Annotated in this window: 21 protein-coding genes; 20 read left to right on the top strand and 1 reads right to left on the bottom strand. The window is 65.3% G+C overall.

Annotated features, from left to right (window positions below; genetic code table 11):
* The 9 genes from AC1Q7Q_RS35805 to AC1Q7Q_RS35845 all read left to right on the top strand — a co-directional run bounded on the left by AC1Q7Q_RS35805 (position 1) and on the right by AC1Q7Q_RS35845 (position 14,145).
* Positions 1 to 681: a type IV pilus inner membrane component PilO gene (locus AC1Q7Q_RS35805; protein ID WP_492373453.1), complete on the top strand. Its 681-nt coding sequence runs from the start codon at positions 1 to 3 to the stop codon at positions 679 to 681.
* Positions 681 to 1,211, top strand: coding sequence for a pilus assembly protein PilP (locus AC1Q7Q_RS35810; RefSeq protein ID WP_236702062.1), 531 nt, complete (start codon positions 681 to 683; stop codon positions 1,209 to 1,211). The genes AC1Q7Q_RS35805 and AC1Q7Q_RS35810 overlap by 1 nt, the downstream gene beginning before the upstream one ends.
* Positions 1,208 to 3,376: a type IV pilus secretin PilQ gene (locus tag AC1Q7Q_RS35815; RefSeq protein ID WP_492373454.1), complete on the top strand. Its 2,169-nt coding sequence runs from the start codon at positions 1,208 to 1,210 to the stop codon at positions 3,374 to 3,376. The genes AC1Q7Q_RS35810 and AC1Q7Q_RS35815 overlap by 4 nt, the downstream gene beginning before the upstream one ends.
* 247 nt (positions 3,377 to 3,623) lie before the next feature.
* Complete coding sequence (locus tag AC1Q7Q_RS35820) at positions 3,624 to 4,238, top strand: shikimate kinase (protein WP_043350282.1); 615 nt, start codon at positions 3,624 to 3,626, stop codon at positions 4,236 to 4,238.
* Positions 4,225 to 5,331 carry a 3-dehydroquinate synthase gene (gene aroB, locus AC1Q7Q_RS35825; RefSeq protein WP_150985724.1) on the top strand — a complete coding sequence of 369 codons (1,107 nt, stop codon included), beginning with the start codon at positions 4,225 to 4,227 and terminating at the stop codon, positions 5,329 to 5,331. Before AC1Q7Q_RS35820 ends, aroB begins: the two co-directional genes overlap by 14 nt.
* Before the next feature lie 75 nt (positions 5,332 to 5,406).
* Positions 5,407 to 6,543 carry a deoxyguanosinetriphosphate triphosphohydrolase gene (locus AC1Q7Q_RS35830; RefSeq protein WP_492373455.1) on the top strand — a complete coding sequence of 379 codons (1,137 nt, stop codon included), beginning with the start codon at positions 5,407 to 5,409 and terminating at the stop codon, positions 6,541 to 6,543.
* A 121-nt stretch (positions 6,544 to 6,664) separates the two neighbouring features.
* Complete coding sequence (locus AC1Q7Q_RS35835; RefSeq protein WP_492373456.1) at positions 6,665 to 7,387, top strand: transposase; 723 nt, start codon at positions 6,665 to 6,667, stop codon at positions 7,385 to 7,387.
* 379 nt (positions 7,388 to 7,766) lie between these two features.
* Positions 7,767 to 12,548 (top strand): glutamate synthase-related protein, encoded by a 4,782-nt coding sequence (locus tag AC1Q7Q_RS35840; protein ID WP_492373457.1) that lies wholly within the window; start codon positions 7,767 to 7,769, stop codon positions 12,546 to 12,548.
* Between the two features lie 133 nt (positions 12,549 to 12,681).
* The gene (locus tag AC1Q7Q_RS35845; protein WP_441637855.1) at positions 12,682 to 14,145 is read left to right on the top strand and encodes a glutamate synthase subunit beta; all 1,464 of its coding nucleotides are present in this window, start codon (positions 12,682 to 12,684) and stop codon (positions 14,143 to 14,145) included.
* Positions 14,146 to 14,236: 91 nt separating this feature from the next.
* Here the strand turns inward: AC1Q7Q_RS35845 and AC1Q7Q_RS35850 are convergent, their stop codons facing one another.
* Complete coding sequence (locus tag AC1Q7Q_RS35850) at positions 14,237 to 14,773, bottom strand: GNAT family N-acetyltransferase (protein WP_492373458.1); 537 nt, start codon at positions 14,771 to 14,773, stop codon at positions 14,237 to 14,239.
* Between the two features lie 295 nt (positions 14,774 to 15,068).
* Between AC1Q7Q_RS35850 and AC1Q7Q_RS35855 the strand changes: the two genes are divergently transcribed.
* The 11 genes from AC1Q7Q_RS35855 (at position 15,069) to murA (ending at position 24,350) form a co-directional block, all read left to right on the top strand.
* Entirely contained in the window at positions 15,069 to 16,109 is a 1,041-nt protein-coding gene (locus AC1Q7Q_RS35855; RefSeq protein ID WP_492373485.1) for a tripartite tricarboxylate transporter substrate binding protein, read from the top strand.
* A 151-nt stretch (positions 16,110 to 16,260) separates the two neighbouring features.
* On the top strand, positions 16,261 to 17,082 hold the full coding sequence (locus AC1Q7Q_RS35860; protein ID WP_492373459.1) for an ABC transporter ATP-binding protein: 822 nt from the start codon (positions 16,261 to 16,263) through the stop codon (positions 17,080 to 17,082).
* The gene (gene mlaE / locus AC1Q7Q_RS35865; protein WP_492373460.1) at positions 17,079 to 17,855 is read left to right on the top strand and encodes a lipid asymmetry maintenance ABC transporter permease subunit MlaE; all 777 of its coding nucleotides are present in this window, start codon (positions 17,079 to 17,081) and stop codon (positions 17,853 to 17,855) included. Before AC1Q7Q_RS35860 ends, mlaE begins: the two co-directional genes overlap by 4 nt.
* 49 nt (positions 17,856 to 17,904) lie before the next feature.
* Positions 17,905 to 18,432, top strand: coding sequence for an outer membrane lipid asymmetry maintenance protein MlaD (gene mlaD / locus AC1Q7Q_RS35870; protein ID WP_043352390.1), 528 nt, complete (start codon positions 17,905 to 17,907; stop codon positions 18,430 to 18,432).
* On the top strand, positions 18,429 to 19,259 hold the full coding sequence (locus AC1Q7Q_RS35875; protein ID WP_492373461.1) for an MlaA family lipoprotein: 831 nt from the start codon (positions 18,429 to 18,431) through the stop codon (positions 19,257 to 19,259). The genes mlaD and AC1Q7Q_RS35875 overlap by 4 nt, the downstream gene beginning before the upstream one ends.
* A 203-nt stretch (positions 19,260 to 19,462) precedes the next feature.
* Positions 19,463 to 20,086: an MlaC/ttg2D family ABC transporter substrate-binding protein gene (locus AC1Q7Q_RS35880; protein ID WP_150985713.1), complete on the top strand. Its 624-nt coding sequence runs from the start codon at positions 19,463 to 19,465 to the stop codon at positions 20,084 to 20,086.
* Positions 20,087 to 20,141: 55 nt separating this feature from the next.
* Complete coding sequence (locus AC1Q7Q_RS35885) at positions 20,142 to 20,522, top strand: STAS domain-containing protein (protein WP_492373462.1); 381 nt, start codon at positions 20,142 to 20,144, stop codon at positions 20,520 to 20,522.
* Positions 20,523 to 20,769: 247 nt separating this feature from the next.
* Entirely contained in the window at positions 20,770 to 21,723 is a 954-nt protein-coding gene (locus AC1Q7Q_RS35890) for an ABC transporter ATP-binding protein (protein WP_150985711.1), read from the top strand.
* Positions 21,724 to 21,779: 56 nt separating this feature from the next.
* Positions 21,780 to 22,550, top strand: coding sequence for an ABC transporter permease (locus tag AC1Q7Q_RS35895; RefSeq protein ID WP_416050396.1), 771 nt, complete (start codon positions 21,780 to 21,782; stop codon positions 22,548 to 22,550).
* Positions 22,551 to 22,631: 81 nt separating this feature from the next.
* Complete coding sequence (locus AC1Q7Q_RS35900; protein WP_043352389.1) at positions 22,632 to 22,889, top strand: BolA family protein; 258 nt, start codon at positions 22,632 to 22,634, stop codon at positions 22,887 to 22,889.
* A gap of 210 nt (positions 22,890 to 23,099) precedes the next feature.
* Positions 23,100 to 24,350: a UDP-N-acetylglucosamine 1-carboxyvinyltransferase gene (murA, locus tag AC1Q7Q_RS35905; RefSeq protein ID WP_492373463.1), complete on the top strand. Its 1,251-nt coding sequence runs from the start codon at positions 23,100 to 23,102 to the stop codon at positions 24,348 to 24,350.
* Positions 24,351 to 24,359: the final 9 nt, after the last annotated feature.

A 24,359-nucleotide genomic window follows, 5' to 3' on the forward strand; every position in this document is an offset into this window, starting at 1 on the left:
ATGGCACTCAATAGCGAAATCTCGCTCGCCACGCTGAACGATCTCACCGCGCAGTTCCGTGGCCTGAACCTCAATGAGCCGGAAACCTGGCCGGGGGCCCCGCGCGTGCTGTTCGCGGTGCTGGCTGCGGTGCTGGTGCTGTTGCTGGGCTGGCAGTTCTACTGGAGCGGCAAGCTCGAGGATCTCGATCGCCGGCATGCCCAGCAGGACACCCTGAAGCAGTCCTACCTGAGCAAGGTGGCGCAGGTGGCCAACCTGGATGCGCTGCGCAAGCAAAAGGCGGAAGTGGAGCAGCGCGTGGCGCTTGTCGAGCGCCAGTTGCCCAACAAGACCGAGATGGACGCGCTGCTGGCCGATGTCAATCACGCTGGCGTGGCGCGCGGCCTGCAGTTCGAGTTGTTCAAGCCGCAAGCCGCCGTGATCAAGCCTTACTTTGCCGAGATCCCGGTCAACCTGAAGGTTACCGGCCGCTACCACGACGTGGCCCAGTTCAACGCCGATGTTGCTGCGCTCTCGCGCATCGTCTCGATGCAGGGGCTGCAGTTCACCACCGGCAAGGATGGCGGGCTGACGATGGAAGCCACGGCCATGGCCTACCGCGCGCTGGACCCTGACGAACAGGCGGCGCAGCGCAAGGCGGAAGCCGCGGCGGCCAAGACGGCCGCGGGAGCAAAGAAATGATGCCAGCGATCCAGGCTTCGCGCCTGCGTGCCTGCGCTTGCGCGCTGATCGGCGCCGCGCTGTTGGCAGCCTGCGGGGGCAGCGAGGAAGACGGCCTGCGCCAGTGGATGGCGCAAGCCCAGGCTGCCAAGGCGCCGCCGCCGGCGCCGCTGCCCGAGCCCAAGCCCTACGTGCCGCGCGACTACGCGGGCCGCAGCGCGCCCGAGCCCTTTGCCCAGAACAAGATCGGCGACCTGAACCGGGTCCTGTCCGAGTCGCCGGAATCCGGCCGCCGGCGCGAGCCGCTGGAGGATTTCCCACTGGAGAACTTCAAGATGCTGGGCGCCATGAAGAAGAGCGGCGAGACCTACGGCGTCGTGCAGGTAGATAACAAGATCCACCACGTCAAGGTGGGGCAGTATCTCGGCCAGAACTACGGCCGGGTGGTCCGCATCAACGATCAGGAGATCGTGTTGCGCGAATTGGTCCGGGAAGGGGTAGCCGAGTGGAAAGAGAAAATGACCAGCCTGAAGCTGGAGGGGTCGGCATGATCATGGGTCGCTGGTACCGGGCGCTTGCGGGCGCCGCAATGATAACGCTGGTATTGGCCGCGCCGGCGGCACTGGCGCAACCGACGCCGGGCAACGCCATCAAGCGCGTCGATGCCACCACGGTGGGCGAGCAGACCGTATTCACGGTCGAGATGCAGGGGCCGCCGGCGCAAAAGCCGGCCGACTTCACCACGCAGAATCCGCCCAAGCTCGCCATCGACTTTCTCGATACCGGCTTCGCGGCCGGGCGGGCGCAATATGACTTCGGCGGCAAGCTGCTCAAGAGCGCCAATGTGGTCCAGATCGGCGATCGCACCCGTGTGATCCTCGACCTGACCCGCGTGGCCAGCTACCGCACCGAGGTGCGTGGCAACCTGTTCGTGGTGCTGCTCGACAATGTCGCCCCGACTGCCCGTGCGGCTGTGCCGACGTTCGCCCCCAGCTCGGCGCAGGCGCCGGCAGTGCCCGCGATGCGGCCGACCGTGCGCAATATCGATTTCCGCCGTGGCCAGGATGGCGCTGGCCGCATCGTGGTGGATCTTTCCTCGCGCGACTCCGGCATCAATATTGCGCAGCAGGGCCAGAACGTGGTGGTCGATTTCCTCAATACATCGCTGCCCGACGGCATGCGCAGGCGCTTTGACGTGACGGATTTCGGCACGCCGGTGCAGGGCATGCGCGCGAGCGACAACAACGGCAGCACCCGCCTGACCATCGAGCCGCGCGGCAACTGGGAGTACAGCTCCTACCAGACCGATACGCAGTTCGTGGTGGAGGTGCGCCCGGTCAAGGAAGATCCGGCCAAGCTGATCAGCGGGGCAGGCTTCCGTGGCGAGCGGCTCTCGCTGAACTTCCAGAACATCGACATCCGCTCGCTGCTGCAGGTGTTTGCCGATTTCACCAACCTCAACATCATCACCAGCGAAAGCGTGCAGGGCAACCTGACGCTGCGCCTGAAGGATGTGCCCTGGGACCAGGCGCTGCAGATCGTGCTCGATGCCAAGGGACTGGCCTCGCGCCGCAACGGCAATGTGCTGTGGGTGGCGCCCAAGGCCGAGCTGGCCACCAAGGAAAAGCTCGAGCTCGAATCACAGCAGCAGATCAATGACCTTGAGCCGATCCGCAGCCAGGTGTTCCAGCTCAACTACCAGCGTGCCGAAGACGTGCGGCGCATGCTGCTCGGGCTGGCCGCGGCGGGTACCACCGGCGGCGCGGGCGCGCTGGGCAGTGTCGCTCCGATTGGCGCGGTGGGCGGCCTGGCCGGCACGACGGGCAGCACCCGCATGCTGTCCAAGCGCGGTTCGCTGACGGCCGATCCCCGTACCAACCAGCTGTTCGTGTCCGATATCGCGACCAAGCTGGAAGAGGTGCAGGGCTTCCTCGGCAAGATCGACATCCCGGTGCGCCAGGTCATCATCGAGGCGCGCATCGTCGAGGCCAACGATACCTTCAGCCGCAACCTCGGCGTGAAGCTGGGCTTTGCCTCCAAGACGGCCGGCGCCGGCTACGGCAACACCTACACCAATGTGGTAAGCCCGGTGACTCAGAACGCCACCTGGGACAACGGCCCGGCGCTTAGCCTGCCGGCGGCGGCGATCAACGGGGTCAACCCGGGCTCGGTCGCGGTCAGCCTGTTCAACAACGCGGCCGGCCGTTTCCTGGCGCTCGAACTGTCCGCGCTGGAAGCGGACGGGCGGGGCAAGATCATCTCCAGCCCGCGCGTGGTCACCGCCAACAATATCAAGGCGCTGATCGAGCAAGGCACGGAGTTGCCCTACCAGGCCGCCACCTCCAGTGGCGCCACCTCGGTGCAGTTCCGCAAGGCCAACCTGAAGCTGGAAGTCACGCCGCAGATCACGCCGGAAGGCAATGTGCTGCTGGATGTCGATGTCAACAAGGACAGCGTGGGCATCCAGACTACCTCGGGTTTCGCCATCGACACCAAGCACGTGCAGACGCAGGTGCTGGTGGAGAACGGTGGCACGGTGGTGATTGGCGGCATCTATAGCCAGACCGAGTCCACCAATGTGAACAAGGTGCCACTGCTGGGGGATATCCCGATCCTCGGCAACCTGTTCAAGGACAACGCCAAGGTCAACAACCGGACCGAGCTGCTGGTGTTCCTGACACCGCGCGTGCTCAACGACAGCGTGTCACTGAAATAGCGCCCGCTCGGGCCGGATGCAGTAGACTGACAGGCCGCATCGTTCCGATGCGGCTTTTTTTATTGTCCAGGCGGGCTAGAGAGATTGGGCGAGGGTGCATGTGGCAGGCGCGCAAGGCGTGTCGCGAGGCGGGTTGCCTTGTGCCGATTGCGCCTCGCCACTTGCCCGGATCGTCCCAACATAAGAAGATGATGCAGTTTTCCACCGCGAGGGCCGGCCAGAGACCCGGCTCCCGCCCGACACGCCAGTGACAGTCACCCGCCCGAACCTTTTCTTTGTCGGCCTGATGGGTGCCGGCAAGACCACCGTCGGCCGCACCGTGGCCCGGCGCCTGAATTACCCGTTCTTCGATTCGGATCATGAACTCGAGGCGCGTTGCGGCGTGCGTATCCCGATCATCTTCGAGCACGAGGGCGAAGCGGGCTTTCGCGACCGCGAGGCGCAGGCGATCGACGAGCTGACCCAGCGCCGCGGCATCGTGCTGGCCACCGGCGGCGGCGCCGTGCTGCGCCCGGAGAATCGCGCGCACCTGAAGGCGCGCGGCACCGTGGTCTACCTGCGCGCCAGCCCGCACGACCTGTGGCTGCGCACCCGCCACGACCGCAATCGCCCGCTGCTGCAGACCGAAGACCCCAAGGGACGGCTGGAAACGCTCTATGGCGAGCGTGACCCGCTTTACCGCGAGGTGGCGGATTTCATCATCGAAACCGGCAAGCCTTCGGTAGCGCAGCTTGCTAATATGGTGTTGATGCAACTTGAAATGGCCGGTTTCACCGTTGCCGCCGAAGAGCCCGAAGGGGCCGACGGCGAGTGCGCGGACAACCTCCCGGCGCAGGACCAGAATCACAATGATCACCCTTGAAGTCAGCCTTGGGGAGCGCAGCTACCCCATCCATATCGGCACCGGCCTGCTCGACCAGACTGAGTTGTTCCGCCCCCATGTGCGTGGCCAGCATGCCGTCATCGTCACCAATGAGACCGTAGGGCCGCTGTACGCCGCCCGCGTCCAGGCTAGCCTGGCGGCGCTCGGCAAGACCGTGCGCACCGTGACCTTGCCCGACGGCGAAGCCTTCAAGCAGTGGGAAACACTCAACCTGATCTTCGACGCGCTGCTCAGCGCGGGCGCCGACCGCAAGACCACGCTGATCGCCCTGGGCGGCGGCGTGGTGGGCGACATGACCGGGTTCGCCGCTGCCTGCTACATGCGCGGCGTGCCGTTCGTGCAGGTGCCCACGACCCTGCTCTCGCAGGTGGATTCGTCGGTGGGCGGCAAGACCGGCATCAATCACCCGCTCGGCAAGAACATGATCGGCGCCTTCCACCAGCCCAATGCGGTGATTGCCGACATCGACACCCTGCGCACGCTGCCGGAGCGCGAACTCGCGGCGGGCCTGGCCGAGGTGATCAAGCACGGCGCCATGGCCGACGCCGGGTATTTCGGCTGGATCGAGCGCAATATCCGCGCGCTCAACGCCTGCGACCCGGACATCATGGCGCTGGCGGTCAAGCGCTCCTGCGAGATCAAGGCCGCGGTGGTGGCCCAGGACGAGCGCGAGGGCGGCCTGCGCGCCATGCTTAATTTTGGCCACACCTTCGGCCACGCGATCGAGGCAGGCATGGGCTACGGCGAGTGGCTGCACGGCGAGGCCGTAGGTTGCGGGATGGTGATGGCGGCGGACCTGTCGCACCGGCTCGGCTTCATCGACACCGAAACGCGCGCGCGCGTGGTGCACCTTATCCGCGCCGCCATGCTGCCGGTGGTCGCGCCGGAACTGGGCACCGACCGCTACATTGAACTGATGAAAGTGGACAAGAAGGCAGAAGCCGGCAGCATCAAGTTCATCCTGCTCAGGAAGCTGGGCGAAGCCTTCATCACCACTGTGCCAGACCCTGACCTGCGCGCTACCTTGCAGCACGCGGTGCTCAGGCCGCCTACCGAGGCGCCGGTCGCCTGACGTGATCGGTTGTGCCTTGCAACGCCAGCCGGGCGGCGCACCGCCACCCGGCCGCACGCCTGACCGGATTGCCGCATGACCGACCTCGAAAGCCATCTCGCTCCCTATGCCGCCCGCTCCGCGCAGACACTTGGGCGGGTGCATGCCGAACCGCCCTCGTCCTCGCGCACGGAATTCCAGCGCGACCGCGACCGCGTCATCCACAGCACGGCCTTCCGGCGGCTCGAGTACAAGACCCAGGTCTTCGTCAATCATGAAGGTGACCTGTTCCGCACCCGGCTCACCCATAGCCTGGAAGTGGCGCAGATCGCCCGCTCCATCGCCCGCAACCTGCGCCTGAACGAGGACCTGGTCGAAGCCATTTCGCTGGCGCACGATCTTGGCCACACGCCCTTCGGCCATGCCGGCCAGGATGCGCTGAACAACTGCATGAAGAACCACGGCGGCTTCGAGCACAACCTGCAGAGCCTGCTGGTGGTGGATGAGCTGGAGGAGCGCTATGGCGGCTTCAACGGGCTCAACCTGACGTTCGAGACCCGTGAGGGCGTGCTCAAGCATTGCTCGCGCGTCAATGCCTCTGCGCTTGGCGAACTGGGCCGGCGTTTTCTGGAGGGAACGCAGCCCTCGCTGGAGGCCCAGCTGGCCAACCTGGCCGACGAGATCGCCTACAACAACCACGATATCGACGACGGCCTGCGCTCGGGGCTGCTCACGCTTGAGCAGATGGACGAAGTGCCGATGTGGGGGCGCCACCGCGCCGAGGCGATGGCGGCATTTCCCGGTATCAACGGGCGGCGCGTGATCAACGAAACCGTGCGCCGGATGATCAACACGCTGATCGTCGACCTGATCGAAACCACCAGCCAGAACATTGCCGCCGCCAATCCGCGCAACATCGAGGCCGTGCGGGCTGCAGGCCCGCTGGTGGCCTTCAGCGCGCCGGTGCGCGAGGAAGCGGCGGCGCTCAAGCGTTTCCTGTTCCGCCATCTCTATCGCCATTACCTGGTGATGCGTATGTCCTCCAAGGCCCAGCGCATCATCACCGACCTGTTCGATGTCTTCATGGCGGATCCGCGCCTGCTGCCGCCGCAGTATCAGGCGGGGCAAGGCCGTGACCCGTCCCGGCTGATCTCGCACTACATCGCCGGCATGACCGACCGCTATGCGATCCGGGAGCACCGCCGCATTTTTGCTGTCGACGAAGGCAGTTAGGCCAGCGCGGCCAGCGGGAAAATTGGGGACGGATCAGGCTGCGGCTACGCTATCATCGGGCATCGCTTCCGTTTAAGCCATCCGAGCGGCAAGCACCTATCGCCGATTCCCTTCGCCCATCATGGCCCGACTTCCTCGTTTCTCTCCGGCTTCGCTGCCGGCACTGGTGTTGCAACGCGGCAACAATCGTCAGCCCGTCTTCCTTGGCACCGACGACTACCTCCACTACCTGGACTGCCTGCGCATGGCCGCGCGGGAGCACGACCTGGCGATCCACGCCTACGCCTTGCGGCCGAATCATGTCCACCTCGTGGCAACCCCCAGGCATGCCGATTCGCTCAGCCTCACCATGCAAGCGGTAGGGCGCCGCTACGCGCGCTATTTCAACCGGGTGGCGGACCGTACCGGCACGCTTTGGGATGGCCGCTTTCGCTCGGCGGTGTTCGATCCCGCTGCCTGGATGCTGCCAGCCATGCAGTACGTGGAGGGCAACGCCGTGCGTGCCGGCGAGGTGATTTCGGCTGAAGGGGATCGCTGGAGCAGCTATCGCCATCACGCCGGCATTGAGGCCAGCCCCTTTGTGAGCGATCACTCTGCGTACTGGGCGCTGGGCAATACGCCGTTCGAGCGCCAATCCAATTACCGTGCCGTCACCGCCGAGGGGCTGTCGTCGATGACCCTGGCCACGCTTCGCAGCCACGCGCATAGCGGCTGGCCTCTGGGTGACGCGGCCTTCCTTGCACAGCTGGAGCGACAGGGCGGGCGGCGCGTGCAGCCGTTGCCCAAGGGCCGCCCGGCGGGCCGGTCCGCAATGGACAGGGAGTCCGAGCCGGACGCGGTCTAGCCTCGGGGCGGGCCTGTGAAGCGCTGCGCCCTCGATCGCGGCGAGATCAATAATGCACATCCCGCGATGCACCATTCTTTATCTGTCCCCAAATAAAGACCATCCCCGTTGTGGTGCGAGGCTTATTATGATCTGACCCCATTTAAAAATTTTGCGGGACGCGTACGATTCTTTTATAGTTCCTCCACCCACATTCATTGTGCGGCGCGTCACGCCTGTGTACGCCGCTGCGGCCCCGCTGTCTCTCTGGTTCCCCGTCCCCGGTTTTCAACCGGCCCCGGTGGAAGAGTGCGGTCCCCGTTCCGGTCTGCCTTGCTGGCTCGCAGCCCTCACCGGAATCAAGCCCGTGGACCAATCGCAATCCCAATCAAAGCAAACGATGGCCCAAGCGCAGGCCGCAGAGTCTGCCGCCGCCGCGCACGCGCCTGCCTCGCGTCCGCAAGCCCAGGGCATGTACGACCCCGCCAATGAAAAAGACGCCTGCGGCGTCGGCATGGTTGCTCATATCAAGGGCAAGAAGAGCCACGAGATCGTCCAGCAAGGCCTGAAGATCCTGGAAAACCTGGATCACCGCGGCGCGGTCGGCGCCGATGCGCTGATGGGCGACGGTGCCGGTATCCTGATCCAGATCCCGGACCAGTTCTATCGCGAAGACATGGCCAAGCAGGGCGTGACCCTGCCGCCGTCCGGCGAGTACGGCGTGGGCATGATCTTCCTGCCGAAGGAGCACGCCTCCCGCCTGGCCTGCGAGCAAGAGCTCGAGCGCACCGTGCGCCTGGAAGGCCAGGTCGTGCTGGGCTGGCGCGATGTGCCGGTGGACGCCGCCATGCCGATGTCGCCGACGGTGCGCACCACCGAGCCGGTGATCCGCCAGATCTTCATTGGTCGCGGCCGCGACATCATGACCACGGACGCGCTGGAACGTAAGCTCTACGTGATCCGCAAGACCGCCAGCCACGCCATCCAGGCGCTCAAGCTCAAGCACGGCAAGGAATACTTCGTGCCGTCGATGTCGGCGCGCACGGTCGTGTACAAGGGCCTGCTGCTGGCAACGCAAGTCGGCGAGTACTACCTGGACCTGCAGGACCCGCGCGCCGTCTCGGCCCTGGCCCTGGTGCACCAGCGCTTCTCCACCAACACCTTCCCGGCCTGGGAACTGGCCCACCCGTACCGCATGGTCGCCCACAACGGCGAAATCAACACGGTCAAGGGCAACGTGAACTGGGTCAACGCACGGACCGGCGCGATCTCGTCGCCGGTGCTGGGCGACGACCTGCCCAAGCTGTGGCCGCTGATCTACCCCGGCCAGTCGGATACCGCATCGTTCGACAACTGCCTCGAACTGTTGACGATGGCGGGCTACCCGCTCGTCCACGCGATGATGATGATGATCCCGGAAGCCTGGGAACAGCACACCATGATGGACGACAACCGCCGTGCCTTCTACGAATACCACGCCGCCATGATGGAGCCGTGGGACGGCCCCGCCGCGATCTGCTTCACCGATGGCCGCCAGATCGGCGCCACGCTGGACCGTAACGGCCTGCGCCCGGCACGTTTCTACGTGACCGAGGACGACATCGTGGTGCTGGCTTCGGAAGCCGGCGTGCTGCCGTTCCCCGAGTCGCGCATCGTGCAGAAATGGCGCCTCCAGCCGGGCAAGATGTTCCTGATCGACATGGAGCAAGGCCGCATCATCGACGACAAGGAACTCAAGGACAACCTGGCCAACGCCAAGCCCTACAAGAGCTGGATCGACGCCGTGCGCATCAAGCTCGACGAGCTGGATGCCAAGCCCGAGGACGTGGCTGCCGAGAAGAAGCCGGACGCACGCCTGCTGGATCGCCAGCAAGCCTTCGGCTATACGCAGGAAGACGTCAAGTTCCTGATGGCACCGATGGCGCTGGCCGGCGAGGAAGCCACCGGCTCGATGGGCAATGACAGCCCGCTGGCCGTGCTGTCGTCCAAGAACAAGACGCTGTACCACTACTTCAAGCAGCTGTTCGCCCAGGTCACCAACCCGCCGATCGACCCGATCCGCGAGAACATGGTGATGTCGCTGGTGTCCTTCATCGGACCCAAGCCCAACCTGCTCGAGCTGAACAACATCAACCCGCCGATGCGCCTCGAAGTGTCCCAGCCCGTGCTGGACTTCAAGGACATCGCCAAGATCCGCAATATCGAGCACTACACCGGCGGTAAGTTCCGTTCGTATGAACTGAACATCTGCTACCCGCAGGCATGGGGCAAGGAAGGCATCGAAGCCCGCCTGGCCTCGCTGTGCGCGGAAGCCGTGGATGCCGTGCGCTCGGGCTACAACATCCTGATCGTGTCGGACCGCCGCGTCGATGCGGAGCACGTGGCCATCCCCGCGCTGCTGGCAACGTCCGCCATCCACCACCACCTGGTGGACAAGGGCCTGCGTACCTCGGCCGGCCTGGTGGTGGAAACCGGCACGGCGCGCGAGGTGCATCACTTCGCGCTGCTGGCCGGCTACGGCGCCGAAGCCGTGCACCCGTACCTGGCGATGGAAACGCTGGCCGACATGGCACAAGGCCTGTCCGGCGACCTGTCGCCCGAGAAGGCGGTCAAGAACTTCGTCAAGGCGATCGGCAAGGGCCTGCAGAAGGTGATGTCCAAGATGGGCATCTCCACCTACATGTCGTACACCGGTGCGCAGATCTTTGAAGCCATTGGCTTGTCGCGCGAGCTGGTGCAGAAGTACTTCCATGGCACCGCAACGAATGTCGAAGGCATCGGCATCTTCGAGGTGGCCGAGGAAGCGCTGCGCCTGCACCAGGACGCCTTCGGCGACAACCCGGTGCTGGACAACATGCTGGATACTGGCGGCGAGTACGCTTACCGCGTTCGCGGCGAAGCGCATATGTGGACCCCGGACTCGGTGGCCAAGCTGCAGCACGCCGTGCGCGCCGACGACGGCAAGGGCGCGTACCAGACGTACAAGGAATACGCCAACATCATCAACGACCAGAGCCGCCGTCACATGACGCTGCGCGGCCTGTTCGAGTTCAAGGTCGATCCGACCCGCGCCATTGCGCTGGAAGAAGTGGAACCGGCCAAGGAGATCGTCAAGCGCTTTGCCACCGGCGCCATGTCGCTGGGCTCGATTTCCACCGAAGCCCACGCCACGCTGGCCGTCGCGATGAACCGCATCGGCGGCAAGTCCAACACCGGTGAAGGCGGCGAGGACGCGAACCGCTACCGCAACGAGCTGCGCGGCATCCCCATCAAGCAAGGCGACACGCTGCAGGGCCTGCTGGGCACCGAAGCCGTGGTGCGCGACCAGGAACTGCAGGCTGGCGACTCGCTGCGCTCGAAGATCAAGCAGGTGGCCTCGGGCCGTTTCGGCGTGACCGCCGAATACCTGGCGTCCGCCGACCAGATCCAGATCAAGATGGCACAGGGCGCCAAGCCCGGCGAAGGTGGCCAGCTGCCCGGCCACAAGGTCTCGGACTACATCGGCAAGCTGCGTTACTCGGTGCCGGGTGTGGGCCTGATCTCGCCGCCTCCACACCATGACATCTACTCGATCGAAGATCTGGCGCAGCTGATCCACGACCTGAAGAACGTCAATCCGGCCTCCGATATCTCGGTCAAGCTCGTGTCCGAAGTGGGCGTGGGCACTGTGGCCGCGGGCGTGGCCAAGGCCAAGGCCGATCACGTGGTGATCGCCGGCCATGACGGCGGCACCGGCGCATCGCCGCTGTCGTCGATCAAGCACGCCGGCACGCCGTGGGAGCTGGGCCTGGCCGAGACGCAGCAGACGCTGATGCTCAACGGCTTGCGCAACCGTATCCGCGTGCAGGCCGACGGCCAGATGAAGACCGGCCGCGACGTCGTCATCGGCGCGCTGCTGGGCGCCGACGAGTTCGGCTTCGCTACCGCACCGCTGGTGGCCGAAGGCTGCATCATGATGCGCAAGTGCCACCTGAACACCTGCCCGGTGGGCGTGGCGACGCAGGATCCGGCGCTGCGCGCGAAATTCCAGGGCAAGCCAGAGCACGTGGTGAACTTCTTCTTCTTCATCGCCGAAGAAGCCCGCGAGATCATGGCGCAACTGGGCATCCGCACGTTCGACGAGCTGATCGGCCGCGCCGATCTGCTCGACACCAAGCCCGGCATCGAGCACTGGAAGGCGCGCGGCCTTGATTTCACCCGCGTGTTCTACCAGGCACCGTTCCCCGCCGAGGTGCCGCGCTTCCATACCGACGTGCAGGACCACGGCCTGTCGCTGGAAGCCGGCAAGGCGCTGGACCACGTGCTGATCGCCAAGGCTCGCCTGGCCATCGACAAGGGTGAGCGCGTGTCGTTCATCCAGCCGGTGAAGAACGTCAACCGTACCGTCGGTGCGATGCTCTCGGGCGTGGTGGCCAAGCAGTACGGCCATGAAGGCCTGCCTGACGACACCATCCACATCCAGTTGCAAGGCACCGCCGGCCAGTCCTTCGGCGCGTTCCTGGCGCACGGCGTCACGCTGGACCTGGTGGGCGACGGCAACGACTACGTGGGTAAGGGCCTGTCCGGCGGCCGCGTGATCGTGCGCGCTCCGCATGAGTTCCGCGGCGACCCGACACGCAACATCATCGTGGGCAACACCGTGCTGTACGGCGCGATTGCCGGCGAGGCCTTCTTCAATGGCGTGGCGGGTGAGCGCTTCGCGGTGCGCAACTCCGGCGCGGCCGCGGTGGTGGAAGGCACGGGCGACCATGGCTGCGAGTACATGACCGGCGGCACCGTGGTGGTGCTGGGCGGCACCGGGCGCAACTTCGCGGCCGGCATGTCGGGCGGCATGGCCTATGTCTATGACGAGGACGGCCTGTTCGACAAGCGCTGCAACACCTCGATGGTGGCACTGGAAACGGTGCTGGCCGCGGCCGACCAGGAGAAGGGCCAGTCGCCCGCTTCCTGGCACAAGATGGGCGGGCAGCGCCAGCTTGACGAAATCATCCTCAAGGGCTTGATCGAGCAGCATTTCCGCTTCACGGGCTCAGAGCGCGCCAAAGCATTGCTGGCCGACTGGACCACGGCACGCCGCAAGTTCGTCAAGGTCTTCCCGACCGAGTACAAGCGCGCACTGGGCGAGATGTACGCCAAGGAGCAGGAAGCGAAAGACAGCGACCGGGAAGCCATCGCCGCCTGAGCCCCAAGGGCAGGGCAGCGAGCCCGACCAAGCATGAGCGCTGTCGCGGATTCGCGCCGGCCTCACAAGATACTGACCTCACAGCGGGGCCGGCGCATGCGCCGGTGCCGCTCAGCATGACCAAGGACGCAACATGGGTAAGGCGACTGGCTTTCTCGAATTTCCGCGCCAGAACGAAGGTTACGAGCCCGTAACCAAGCGCGTGAAGCACTATAAGGAATTCGTATTCGCGCTGTCCGACAGCGAAGCGAAGATCCAGGGCGCGCGCTGCATGGACTGCGGCATCCCGTTCTGCAACAACGGCTGCCCGGTCAACAACATCATCCCCGACTTCAACGACCTGGTGTATCGCCAGGACTGGAAGTCGGCGATCGAGGTGCTGCACCAGACCAACAACTTTCCCGAGTTCACGGGCCGCATCTGCCCGGCACCGTGCGAAGCTGCCTGCACGCTGGGCATCAACGAAGCACCGGTCGGCATCAAGTCGATCGAGCACGCCATCATCGACAAGGCCTGGGAAGAAGGCTGGGTTGCCCCGCAGCCGCCCAAGCACAAGACCGGCAAGACCGTTGCCGTGGTTGGCTCCGGCCCTGCCGGCATGGCCGTCGCCCAGCAACTGGCGCGCGCCGGCCATGATGTGACCGTGTTCGAGAAGAACGACCGCATCGGTGGCCTGCTGCGCTATGGCATCCCCGACTTCAAGCTTGAGAAGTGGCTGATCGACCGCCGCATGGAACAGATGCAGGCCGAAGGCGTGACCTTCCGTGCCGGCGTGATGGTGACCGACGGCGAACTGCCGGCCGGCATCAAGAACTATGCGCGTGAGACCATCTCGGCGCAGGCCCTGCAGGACCAGTTCGACGCCGTGGTGCTGGCGGGTGGCTCGGAAGTGCCGCGCGACCTGCCGGTCCCGGGGCGCGATCTCGACGGTATCCATTACGCGCTGGAATTCCTGATCCCGCAGAACAAGGAAGTGGCCGGCGACGAGCCCAACGCGCTGCGCGCCGATGGCAAGCACGTGATCGTGATCGGTGGCGGCGATACCGGCTCCGACTGCGTGGGTACGTCGAACCGCCACGGCGCGGAATCGATCATTCAGTTCGAGCTGCTGCCGCAGCCGCCGGAAGAAGAGAACAAGGCGCTGGTGTGGCCGTACTGGCCGATCAAGCTGCGCACCTCGTCCTCGCACGACGAAGGTTGCAACCGCGACTGGTCGGTCGCCACCAAGGAGTTCATTGGCGAGAACGGCAAAATCACCGCGCTCAAGGCCTGCCGCGTCGAATGGAAGGACGGCAAGATGCAGGAAGTGCCGGACAGCGAGTTCATCCTCAAGGCGGATCTCGTGCTGCTGGCCATGGGCTTCACCAACCCGGTGGGCTCGCTGCTCTCCGCTTTTGGCGTGGATACCGATGCGCGCAAGAACGCCCGTGCCAGCACCGAAGGCGATCGTGCGTATCACACCAACGTGCCCAAGGTGTTCGCCGCTGGCGACGTGCGCCGCGGCCAGTCGCTGGTGGTGTGGGCGATCCGCGAAGGCCGCCAGGCCGCGCGTTCGGTCGATGCCTTCCTGATGGGGCATTCCGAGCTGCCGCGCTGATCTGCGCCATGGCTTTGCTGATGCCGTGACGCGTTGCTCGCGCCACAAGACCCGCCCCGCGCAAGCCGGGCGGGTTTTTTCATGGGTGCGCTCAGCCTGGCTGCAGCGTACGGCCCATCAGCACGGCATCGTCGCCGTAAGCCGACAGTTTGGCGGACACGGCAGCGCTGGGAGGCGTCAGATTCTCGTACCCGAGTCTGCGCCACCATGCCGCAGCCGATTGCACGGCGACCAGCCGCGACGAGCGCAATCCGGCAGCGAGCGCGGCCGCGCGGGCCGCGGCGTAGAGCGTTGGCGCCAGGCCGCGGCCCTGGCCCGCGGGTGCTACCGCCATATCGTGCACGAACCAGGTCAGGGTGCTGGCCGGCTTACCATCGCGTTCCCAATGCCGCTCCAGTACCTCGTCGAGTGCCGGCAGGCTGTCCTGGGGCCACATGTGGGTAAACAGATAGGCTGCCAGCTCGCCGTCCCGGCCGGCGGCCACCCAGCAAGTGGCGGGCGACAGCGCCAGGCGGCTGCCGAGGGCTGCGGCGGACTCGAGCAGCATGCCGCGATAGCACTGGGCCTGAATTTCCAGCACGGCGGGCAGGTCGGTGGCCAGCATGGGCCGAGGAGTGTATTCACGCATGACGGGCGATTATAGGCGGCGTCGAAGCACAGGCGCCGTGGATGCCCGGAGATCCGCGCCCAGCCATGCTCACAGGGTTGTCCCGGCTATGGTTAACGTGGTCTGTGCGGTTTTGGGCATTCTTCGTAGAATGACCTGACAATTAAAACAAAGAAAATAAAGACTGCCTCGCTAATCCCTTTTCAGCCGATCAAGACGCCACGGCGATGCCAGTGGCCCGGAGGAATTGATGTCCGAAGTGCGCATTGTTTCGCGGCTTTGGCGAGGTAAGGCGAAGTTGCTTCACCCCGCTGCCATGCCGGCTTGTCTGCAGTTGTTTCTGCACGCCTGGCATCCGCTGTTCCTTGCTGCCCTGCTGCTTGCCGCGAGCGGGCCCGGCCTGGCCCGGCCGGCCTCCGTGCCGGCTACCCCGGCGCCGGCAGCGTTTGCGCGCCCGATATCGTTTCCCGTCCGCCCCATTCGCCTGATCGTGCCTTTTCCGGCCGGCAGCGTGCCGGATGCCGTGGCGCGCCTGCTGGCCGAGCGCCTGACGGTACGCCTCGGCGTGCCGGTCGACGTCGACAACCGGCCCGGTGCGGGCGGCACCACGGCGGGAGACGTGGTGGCCAAGGCCAGTTCCGACGGGCATACCCTGCTGTTCCACCAGGCCACCATGCTGATCCAGCCGGGCCTGGAGCCGGTGCCTTATGACGTAGTGCGCGACTTCACGCCTGTAGCGCGGGTCGCGACCATGCCGCTGTTCCTGGTGATCGATGCGCGCCTGCCGATGCGCACGCCGCAGCAATGGCTCGCTGCGGTTAATGCCAGTCCGGGATCCTACAGCTACGGTTCCGGCCAGGCCGGCAGCCCCTCGCACCTTTATGCCCAATACGCTGTGCATGGTGTGCCGAACGGGGTGCCGCTGGTTACGGCCAAGGGCGAGGCGGCGGTGGTGCAGGAGATGCTGGCCGGGCGCGTCAGCGCTTGCTTCTGCGCGTTTGCTTCCGTGCAGGCCCAGGTCAAGAGCGGCAATTTGCGCCTGCTCGGCGTGACTGGTGTGGCGCGTTCGCAACTGGCGCCCACGGTGCCCACGCTGCAGGAGTCGGGGGTGGATGGCTATGGCGCGGGAGCCTGGTACGGCGTCATTGCCCCGGCCAAGACCCCGCATGCCATCGTGGCGCGGATCGCCAGCGAGCTGGATGGCGTCATGGGTGAGCGCGAGGTGCGGGATCGCCTGCTGGCGGCGGGCCTGACGCCGTTGCGCGATTCGCCGGAAGCCTTTGCGACGGCGATCCGGTCGGAGTCGATCCAGTGGCAGGTCATCTTGCGGCAAACTGGCGGGCCCACTGAACCCTAAGCTTCGCCTTTTGGCAGAGATGACCGAAGTCCGCAACTCAAATGTGATGAAACAATTATTTGCGTTGAGTGGATGTGGATTGCGCCACACTGCCTCGGGCAGCGCTAGGTAGTAGCCCTTATAATGGCGGACTGCCTAACACGGTGCCAACGTGACCGATTCCGCCTCAAACCTCGTCGAGCTCAAATCTGTCGATTTCGCCTATGCGGCGGGCGGCAAGCCAATCCTGTCGGGCCTTAGCATGCGCTTCCCGCGTGGCAAGGTGGTGGCCGTCATGGGCGGCTCCGGCTGCGGAAAGACCACCGTGATGCGCCTGATCGGCGGCCAGGTCAGGCCGCAGAGCGGCCAGGTGCTCTTCAACGGCGCCAATATCCCGACCCTGGACCGCAATGACCTGTACGCAGTGCGGCGGCAGATGGGCATGCTGTTCCAGTTTGGTGCTTTGTTCACCGATCTCTCCGTGTTCGACAACGTTGCCTTCCCGTTGCGCGAACATACCGACTTGCCCGAGTCGATGATCCGCGACCTGGTGCTGATGAAGCTCAACGCCGTCGGCCTGCGCGGCGCGCGCGAGCTGATGCCGTCGGAGATCTCCGGCGGCATGGCGCGCCGGGTGGCACTGGCCCGTGCGATCGCGCTCGATCCAGCCCTGCTGATGTACGACGAGCCTTTTGCCGGCCTCGACCCGATCTCGCTGGGCCTGACCGCGCGACTGATCCGCAGCCTGAACGACGCGCTGGGGGCCACTACCATCATCGTGTCGCATGACGTCAACGAGACCTTTCTCATCGCCGACTACGTCTATTTCATTGCCAATGGCCGCATTGCCGCCGAAGGCGAGCCCGAGGCCCTGCGTGCCTCGACGGATCCCTTCGTGCACCAGTTCGTCCATGCCGAGCCTGACGGCCCGGTCCCGTTCCATTATCCGGGGCCGTCGCTGGCCGAGGACTTCGTGAGCGGGGCGGGACGATGATGGGATTTTTCACGAGCATCGGCTCCGCGGTGCGGCAGTCGGTCAGCGGCCTGGGTCATGCCACGCGCATGTTTTTCACGGTACTGGCGATGTCTCCGGCGCTGCTGCGCCGCTTCCGGCTGGTGAGCGACCAGATTTTCTTTGTCGGCAACCTGTCGCTGGTGATCATTGCGGTCTCAGGCCTGTTTGTCGGCTTCGTGCTGGGTTTGCAGGGTTATTACACGCTAAATCGCTACGGCTCCGAGCAGGCGCTAGGGCTGCTGGTGGCGCTGTCGCTGGTGCGCGAGCTGGGCCCGGTGGTGACGGCGCTGCTGTTCGCCGGCCGCGCCGGCACGTCACTGACCGCCGAGATCGGCCTGATGAAGGCGGGTGAGCAACTCACCGCCATGGAAATGATGGCGGTCAATCCGCTACAGCGCGTGATCGCGCCGCGCTTCTGGGCTGGCGTGGTTGCCATGCCGGTGCTGGCGGCAATTTTCAGCGCCGTTGGCATCCTTGGTGGCTATGTGGTCGGGGTGCAGATGATCGGCGTGGACGCGGGCGCGTTCTGGTCGCAGATGCAAAACGGGGTGGATGTTCGCAATGACGTGCTCAATGGCGTCATAAAGAGCTTCATTTTTGGCGTCGCGGTGACGTTTATAGCGTTGTACCAGGGCTATCAGGCCAAGCCGACGCCGGAAGGCGTATCGCATGCCACCACGCGCACCGTGGTGATTGCCTCGCTGGCGGTGCTGGCGCTGGATTTCCTGCTGACTGCGCTGATGTTCAGCTGACTTGGCCGGTGCGGTCGGCGGAGCCGGAGTACTTGAAGAAGAGACGCAGATGAAAAGAAATACACTCGATTTCTGGGTTGGGCTGTTTGTTGTGGCGGGTTTCGTGGCGCTGCTGTTCCTGGCGCTCAAGGCCGGCAACATGAGTGCCCTGTCGTTCCAGGACACCTACTCGGTGCAGGCGCGCTTCGATAATATCGGCGGCCTGAAGCCGCGCGCCCCGGTCAAGAGCGCCGGCGTGGTGGTGGGCCGCGTGGCGGATATCCGCTTCGACGACAAGACCTACCAGGCGACCGTGACGCTCAACCTGGAAAAGCGCTACCAGTTTCCCAAGGACACCTCGGCCAAGATCCTGACCTCGGGCTTGCTCGGGGAGCAGTACCTGGGCCTTGAGGCGGGCGGCGACACCGCCATGCTGGCTGAAGGCTCGCGCATCACCATGACGCAGTCGGCCGTGGTGCTGGAAAACCTGATCGGGCAGTTCCTGTATAACAAGGCCGCCGATGCCGGGGCGGGTGGCAACAATGCCGGCGGCGCTGCCGCTGGAGCCGCCAGCGGCGCGGCGGGGGTGGTGAAATGACCGGCAGGCGTGCTGCCGCGCGCTGGCGCGTGGGACGAAACTGCTTGCTGGCAGCATCGGTTGCATGGCTGGCGGCAGGTTGCGCCACTGGCCCGACCGCCAACCCGAAGGATCCTATCGAGCCCTTCAACCGGGAAGTCTTCAAGGTCAACGACGCCGTCGACAGGACCGTGCTGCGCCCGGTTGCCCAGGTGTACGCAGATTACGTTCCATCGCCGATCCGCACCGCGATCGACAACGCTTTCTCCAACGTCAGCGATGTCTACTCGGCCGTCAACAACCTGCTCCAGGGCAAGCCCACCCGCGCCGCGGAAGACACCATGCGCGTGGCCATCAACAGCGTGCTGGGCATCGGCGGGCTGATCGACATCGCCACGCCGGCGGGCTTGCCGAAGTACAAGGAAGACTTCGGCCAGACCTTGGGCGTATGGGGCGTGCCGGCCGGCCCGTACCTGGTGCTGCCGCTGTTCGGGCCGAGCACGGTGCGCGATACCGCTGGCATGCTGGTCGACCGCCAGATTGATCCGTCGGCGTATATCGATCCCGTGTGGCTGCGCAACTCGCTGTTCGGGGTGCGTGTCGTCAACACCCGGGCTTCGCTGCTTGGCGCCACGGGCCTGATCGAGATGGCGGCGCTCGACAAGTACGCCTTCATGCGCGATGCGTACCTGCAGCGCCGCGAGTACCAGATCTATGACGGCAACCCGCCGGAGAGCGACGATACCGTGCCGACCACCCCGCCGCCGGATGCCACGCAGGAAAACCAGGCGCTACCCACGCCGCCAGTGCAGATGCCCGGCAATATCGGCAATTTCCGTCTGCGCTGAGTGGGTTTTGCCGCGGCTCGTGTCGCCGCTGTGAGTGGTGCAACAAAGTATGAAAAAGTGGTGTCGGAAGCTCCGGCACCGCGAACTCCCAGGCCTTGCCCGAACTCCAACTCGGCGCATGACCATTGCCGGCCTTGGTGCCGGGACGCGCTAGGATGCCGTACCTCGGTGTCCCTGCGTTATCGAATTGATAAGGACGAAATATGCTGAAGCGACTGTTGCTGCCTTTTCTTACCGTGGTTGCCTTTTCCGGCGCCGCCCACGCCCAATCGCAGGATGCCAGCACGCCCGACGGGCTGGTCAAGGCCGTGGTCAGCGACGTGATGACTTCGGTCAAGGCGGACAAGGACATGCAGGCCGGGAACATCGGCAAGATCTCGGCGCTGGTGGAGCAGAAGATCCTGCCCAACGCGAATTTCCAGAAGACCACGCAGATCGCCATGGGCCGCAACTGGTCCAAGGCCACGCCCGAGCAGCAAAAGCAGATCACCGACGAGTTCAAGACCCTGCTGATCCGCACCTATTCGGGCGCCATCGCGCAGATTCGCGACCAGAGCGTGCAGTTCCGTCCGTACCGCGGCAGCCCGGACGATACCGATGCCACCATTCGCACCCAGGTCATCAACAAGGGCGAGCCGATCCAGCTCGATTACCGCCTCGAGAAGACCCCGCAAGGCTGGAAGGTCTACGACATCAACGTGCTGGGCGCCTGGCTGACCGAGGCCTACAAGGGTAGCTTCAACACCATCGTGGGCCAGCAGGGCGTGGACGGTGTGATCAAGACGCTGCAGGACCGCAACCGCCAGCTCGCCAACGCCAAGAACTGAGCCTGCGAGCCTGCCTGAGCGGCAGGCTCAGCATGGCTGGCCGAAGTGTTCTACAATGAGCACTCCCGCACCCGCGGGAGTGCTTTTTTCCAGACCCGCATCCCCGGACCGCTGCCAGATGCTTTCGCTCGACACCTCGCTGACCAACCGCAACGCCGCCGCCGTGCTGCGTGACGGGCTGGCACGCCTGGCCCAGGGCGAAGCCCAGGTGGACTGCGGCAAGCTGACCCAGGTCGACTCCGCTGCCGTCGCGGTGCTGCTGGCCTGGCAGCGCGATGCCGCCAGCCGCGGCCAGTCGCTCGTGTTCGTCGGCGTACCGGCCCAGCTGGCTGAGCTGGCCATGCTGTACGGCGTCGATTCCCTGCTGCAACTCGGCGCCCAGGCGCGCGCCACGGGCGCGCGGCGCGCGCAAGACACCGTTTCCCACCGACATTGAACCGGCATCCGTGGCAAGCTGCTGATCTGCGCTTGCTACCGCGATGCCCGGGCGATGGCTCGCGCCACGCCTCGCGCTCAAAGCGGGACTGCTCCCGCATCCCCTATAATTCCGGGTTGTTCGACCGTTCCGGCATATAAGGCACGGACAAGACACGGTCGAAGCACCCAGGCGGTCCCCGCCATTTCAAGGAGGCCGGCGTGCGAGCCCACAAGAGCCCGACGCGCCTGCCAAACAGTATCCGGCCATGAAAGCCATCGAACTCAAAGACGTTCGCAAGCGCTACCGCAACCTGCAAGCGCTCAAGGGCGTCAGCTTCACCGTCGAGCGGGGCGAATTCTTCGGCCTGCTCGGCCCCAACGGTGCAGGCAAGACCACGCTGATCTCCATCCTGGCGGGCCTGAACCGTGCCGATTCCGGCAGCGTCAGCGTGCTCGGCCACGACGTGGTGTCCGATTACCGGCTGGCGCGGCGCATGTTGGGTGTGGTGCCGCAGGAACTGGTCTTCGATCCCTTCTTCACGGTGCGCGAGACGCTGCGCCTGCAGTCCGGCTACTTCGGCCTGACCCGCAATGACGACTGGATCGACGAGATCATGGCCAACCTCGATCTCACCAACAAGGCCGACGCCAACATGCGCCAGCTCTCCGGCGGCATGAAGCGCCGCGTGCTGGTGGCCCAGGCGCTGGTGCACCGGCCGCCGGTCATCGTGCTCGACGAGCCCACCGCCGGGGTTGACGTGGAGTTGCGCCAAACGCTGTGGAAGTTCATTTCACGCCTGAATCGCGAGGGCCACACCATCATCCTGACCACGCACTACCTGGAAGAGGCGGAGGCGCTGTGTGATCGCATCGCCATGCTCAAGTTCGGCGAGGTGGTGGCGCTGGACCGCACCAGCAACCTGCTGAGCCAGTTCGCCGGGCTGCAGCTGGCGCTGACATTTTCCCGTGGTACCTTGCCGGCCACGCTTGAGCCGCTGCGCATGCCTTCCTCCAATCCGGGCGAACGCGCGGTGCGGCTGCGGCTGTCGGGCTACCCGGCGGTGGAGCCGATCCTGGCCGCCTGCCGCGAGGCCGGCTGCGAAATCGAAGACATGGAAATCAACAAGGCAGACCTGGAGGACGTGTTCGTGCAGATCATGCGGCGCGAAGGTCACATGCCGGGCGCGTTGCCGGATACGGCGGTGGAGGCTGCAGCATGAAGATGCCAACCGAATTCGACGGCACGCAGGACGCCATCAACACCCACCTTGCGCCGATGGCGGTGGGAGGGCTGGTAGGCTTTCGCACGCTGCTCTACAAGGAAGTGCTGCGTTTCTGGAAGGTCAGCTTCCAGACCGTGGCGGCGCCGGTGCTCACCGCGATCCTGTACCTGTTGATCTTCGGCCACGTGCTTGAGAACCGCGTGAAGGTGTACGACCAGATCAGCTATACCGCTTTCCTGGTGCCGGGGCTGGTGATGATGAGCGTGCTGCAGAACGCCTTTGCCAATAGTTCGTCGTCGCTGATCCAGTCCAAAATCACCGGCAACCTGGTGTTCATCATGCTGCCGCCGCTGTCGCACTGGGAAATGTTCGGCGCCTATGTGGTGGCGTCCATCGTGCGCGGCCTGGCCGTGGGCCTGGGCGTGTTGCTGGTGACGGCCTGGTTCGCCAACCTGCATTTCGCCAACATCGCGTGGATCCTGGTGTTTGCCGTGCTGGGCGCGGCGATCCTTGGCACGCTGGGGCTGATCGCCGGGATCTGGGCCGAGAAATTCGACCAGCTTGCGGCCTTCCAGAACTTCCTGATCATGCCGGCCACCTTCTTGTCCGGCGTGTTTTATTCGATCCACTCGCTGCCTCCCTTCTGGCAAGCGGTGTCGCACGCCAATCCGTTCTTCTACATGATCGACGGCTTCCGCTATGGCTTCTTTGGCGTCTCCGACGTGGCGCCGGCCTTCAGCCTCGCAGTCGTGGGTACGGCTTTCGTGGTGCTTGCCACGGTCGCGCTGCAGCTGCTCAAGAGCGGCTACAAGCTGCGCCACTGAACGCTACCCACAAGAGCAGAACGCCAAGAGCCCATCTATCCAGATCCGGAACCGTAAGCGAATCAACGCGAAAAGACCATCATGCTGCCTACACCCCAACAAGTCAGTGACTACATCGCCCAAGGGCTGTCCTGCGAACACCTGGAAGTGGAGGGCGACGGCCAGCACTTCTTTGCCACCATCGTCAGCGCCCAGTTTGACGGCAAGCGCCTGATCCAGCGGCACCAGCAGGTCTATGCCGCGCTGGGCGACCGCATGCGCGCCGAGATCCACGCACTGTCGATGAAGACGCTGACGCCGGCCGAATGGCAGGCGCAGGCGGGCGAGGGAAAGCAGTAAGCTAAGCGCCGGAACAAGGCGGACTCGCACGAATAAATACGGACCAACAAGCTGGCCGCCCGACAGGCCGGACATGACAATCAGGGTCCGCGCCACTCGCGCGGCGGCCCACGGGTATCAGATGCTGCGGCGGCGCGCCTTGACGCACCGCCACGGACCGTAATGAAACATGCCGGACGCCAGCGGGCGGCCGGCCGGAATTGAAAGAACATGGACAAACTCGAGATCCAGGGCAATGGCCCGCTGCGAGGCGAGATCCGCGTATCCGGCGCCAAGAACGCCGCGCTGCCGATCCTGTGCGCGGGACTGCTTAGCGCCGACACCCTCTCGCTCGACAACGTTCCCAGGCTGCAGGACGTGGGTACCACGCTCAAGCTGCTGCGCCAGATGGGCATGAAGGCCGAGCAGGACGGCACGCGCGTGACGCTCAACGGCGCCGACGTCAACTCGCCCGAGGCTCCCTACGAGCTGGTCAAGACCATGCGCGCATCGATCCTGGTGCTGGGCCCGCTGGTGGCGCGCTTTGGCGAAGCGCGCGTGTCGTTGCCTGGCGGCTGCGCCATTGGCGCGCGCCCGGTCGACCAGCACATCAAGGGCCTGCAGGCCATGGGGGCCGAGATCAGCATCGAGCACGGCTTTATCCATGCCCGCGCCAAGCGCCTGAAGGGCGCGCGCGTGGTGACCGACATGATCACCGTGACCGGTACCGAAAACCTGCTGATGGCCGCCACGCTGGCCGACGGCGAGACCGTGCTCGAAAACGCCGCGCGTGAGCCCGAAGTGACCGACCTGGCCAACCTGCTGGTCAAGATGGGGGCCCGTATCGAGGGCATCGGCACTGACCGCCTGGTGATCCAGGGCGTGGATCGCCTGCATGGCGCCAGCCACGCCGTGATCGCCGACCGTATCGAGGCCGGCACCTTCCTGTGCGCGGCCGCCGCCACGCTGGGCGATGTGGTGCTGCGCGGCGTGTCGCCGCACATCCTGGACACGGTGCTCGACAAGCTGCGCGAAGCCGGCGCCGCCATCGAGGCCGGTGAAGACTGGATCCGCCTGACGATGGCCCAGCGCCCGCAGTCGGTGAGCTTCCGTACCTCCGAATACCCGGCCTTCCCGACCGACATGCAGGCGCAGTTCATGGCGCTGAACAGCGTGGCCGGCGGCGTGGCTCGCATTACCGAAACCATCTTCGAGAACCGCTTCATGCACGTGCAGGAGCTGAGCCGGCTGGGTGCCGACATCGCGGTCGAAGGCAATACCGCGGTGGTCACCGGCGTGCCCCGGCTGTCGGGCGCCAAGGTGATGGCGACCGACCTGCGCGCCTCCGCCAGCCTGGTGATCGCCGGCCTGGTGGCCGAGGGCGAGACCGTGATCGACCGCATCTATCACCTTGACCGTGGCTATGACCGCATGGAAGACAAGCTGTCGGCCGTGGGCGCCAAGATCCGCCGCATCGCCTGAGCGCACGAA

The organism is Cupriavidus sp. GW823-FHT07A04 (assembly GCF_058794615.1).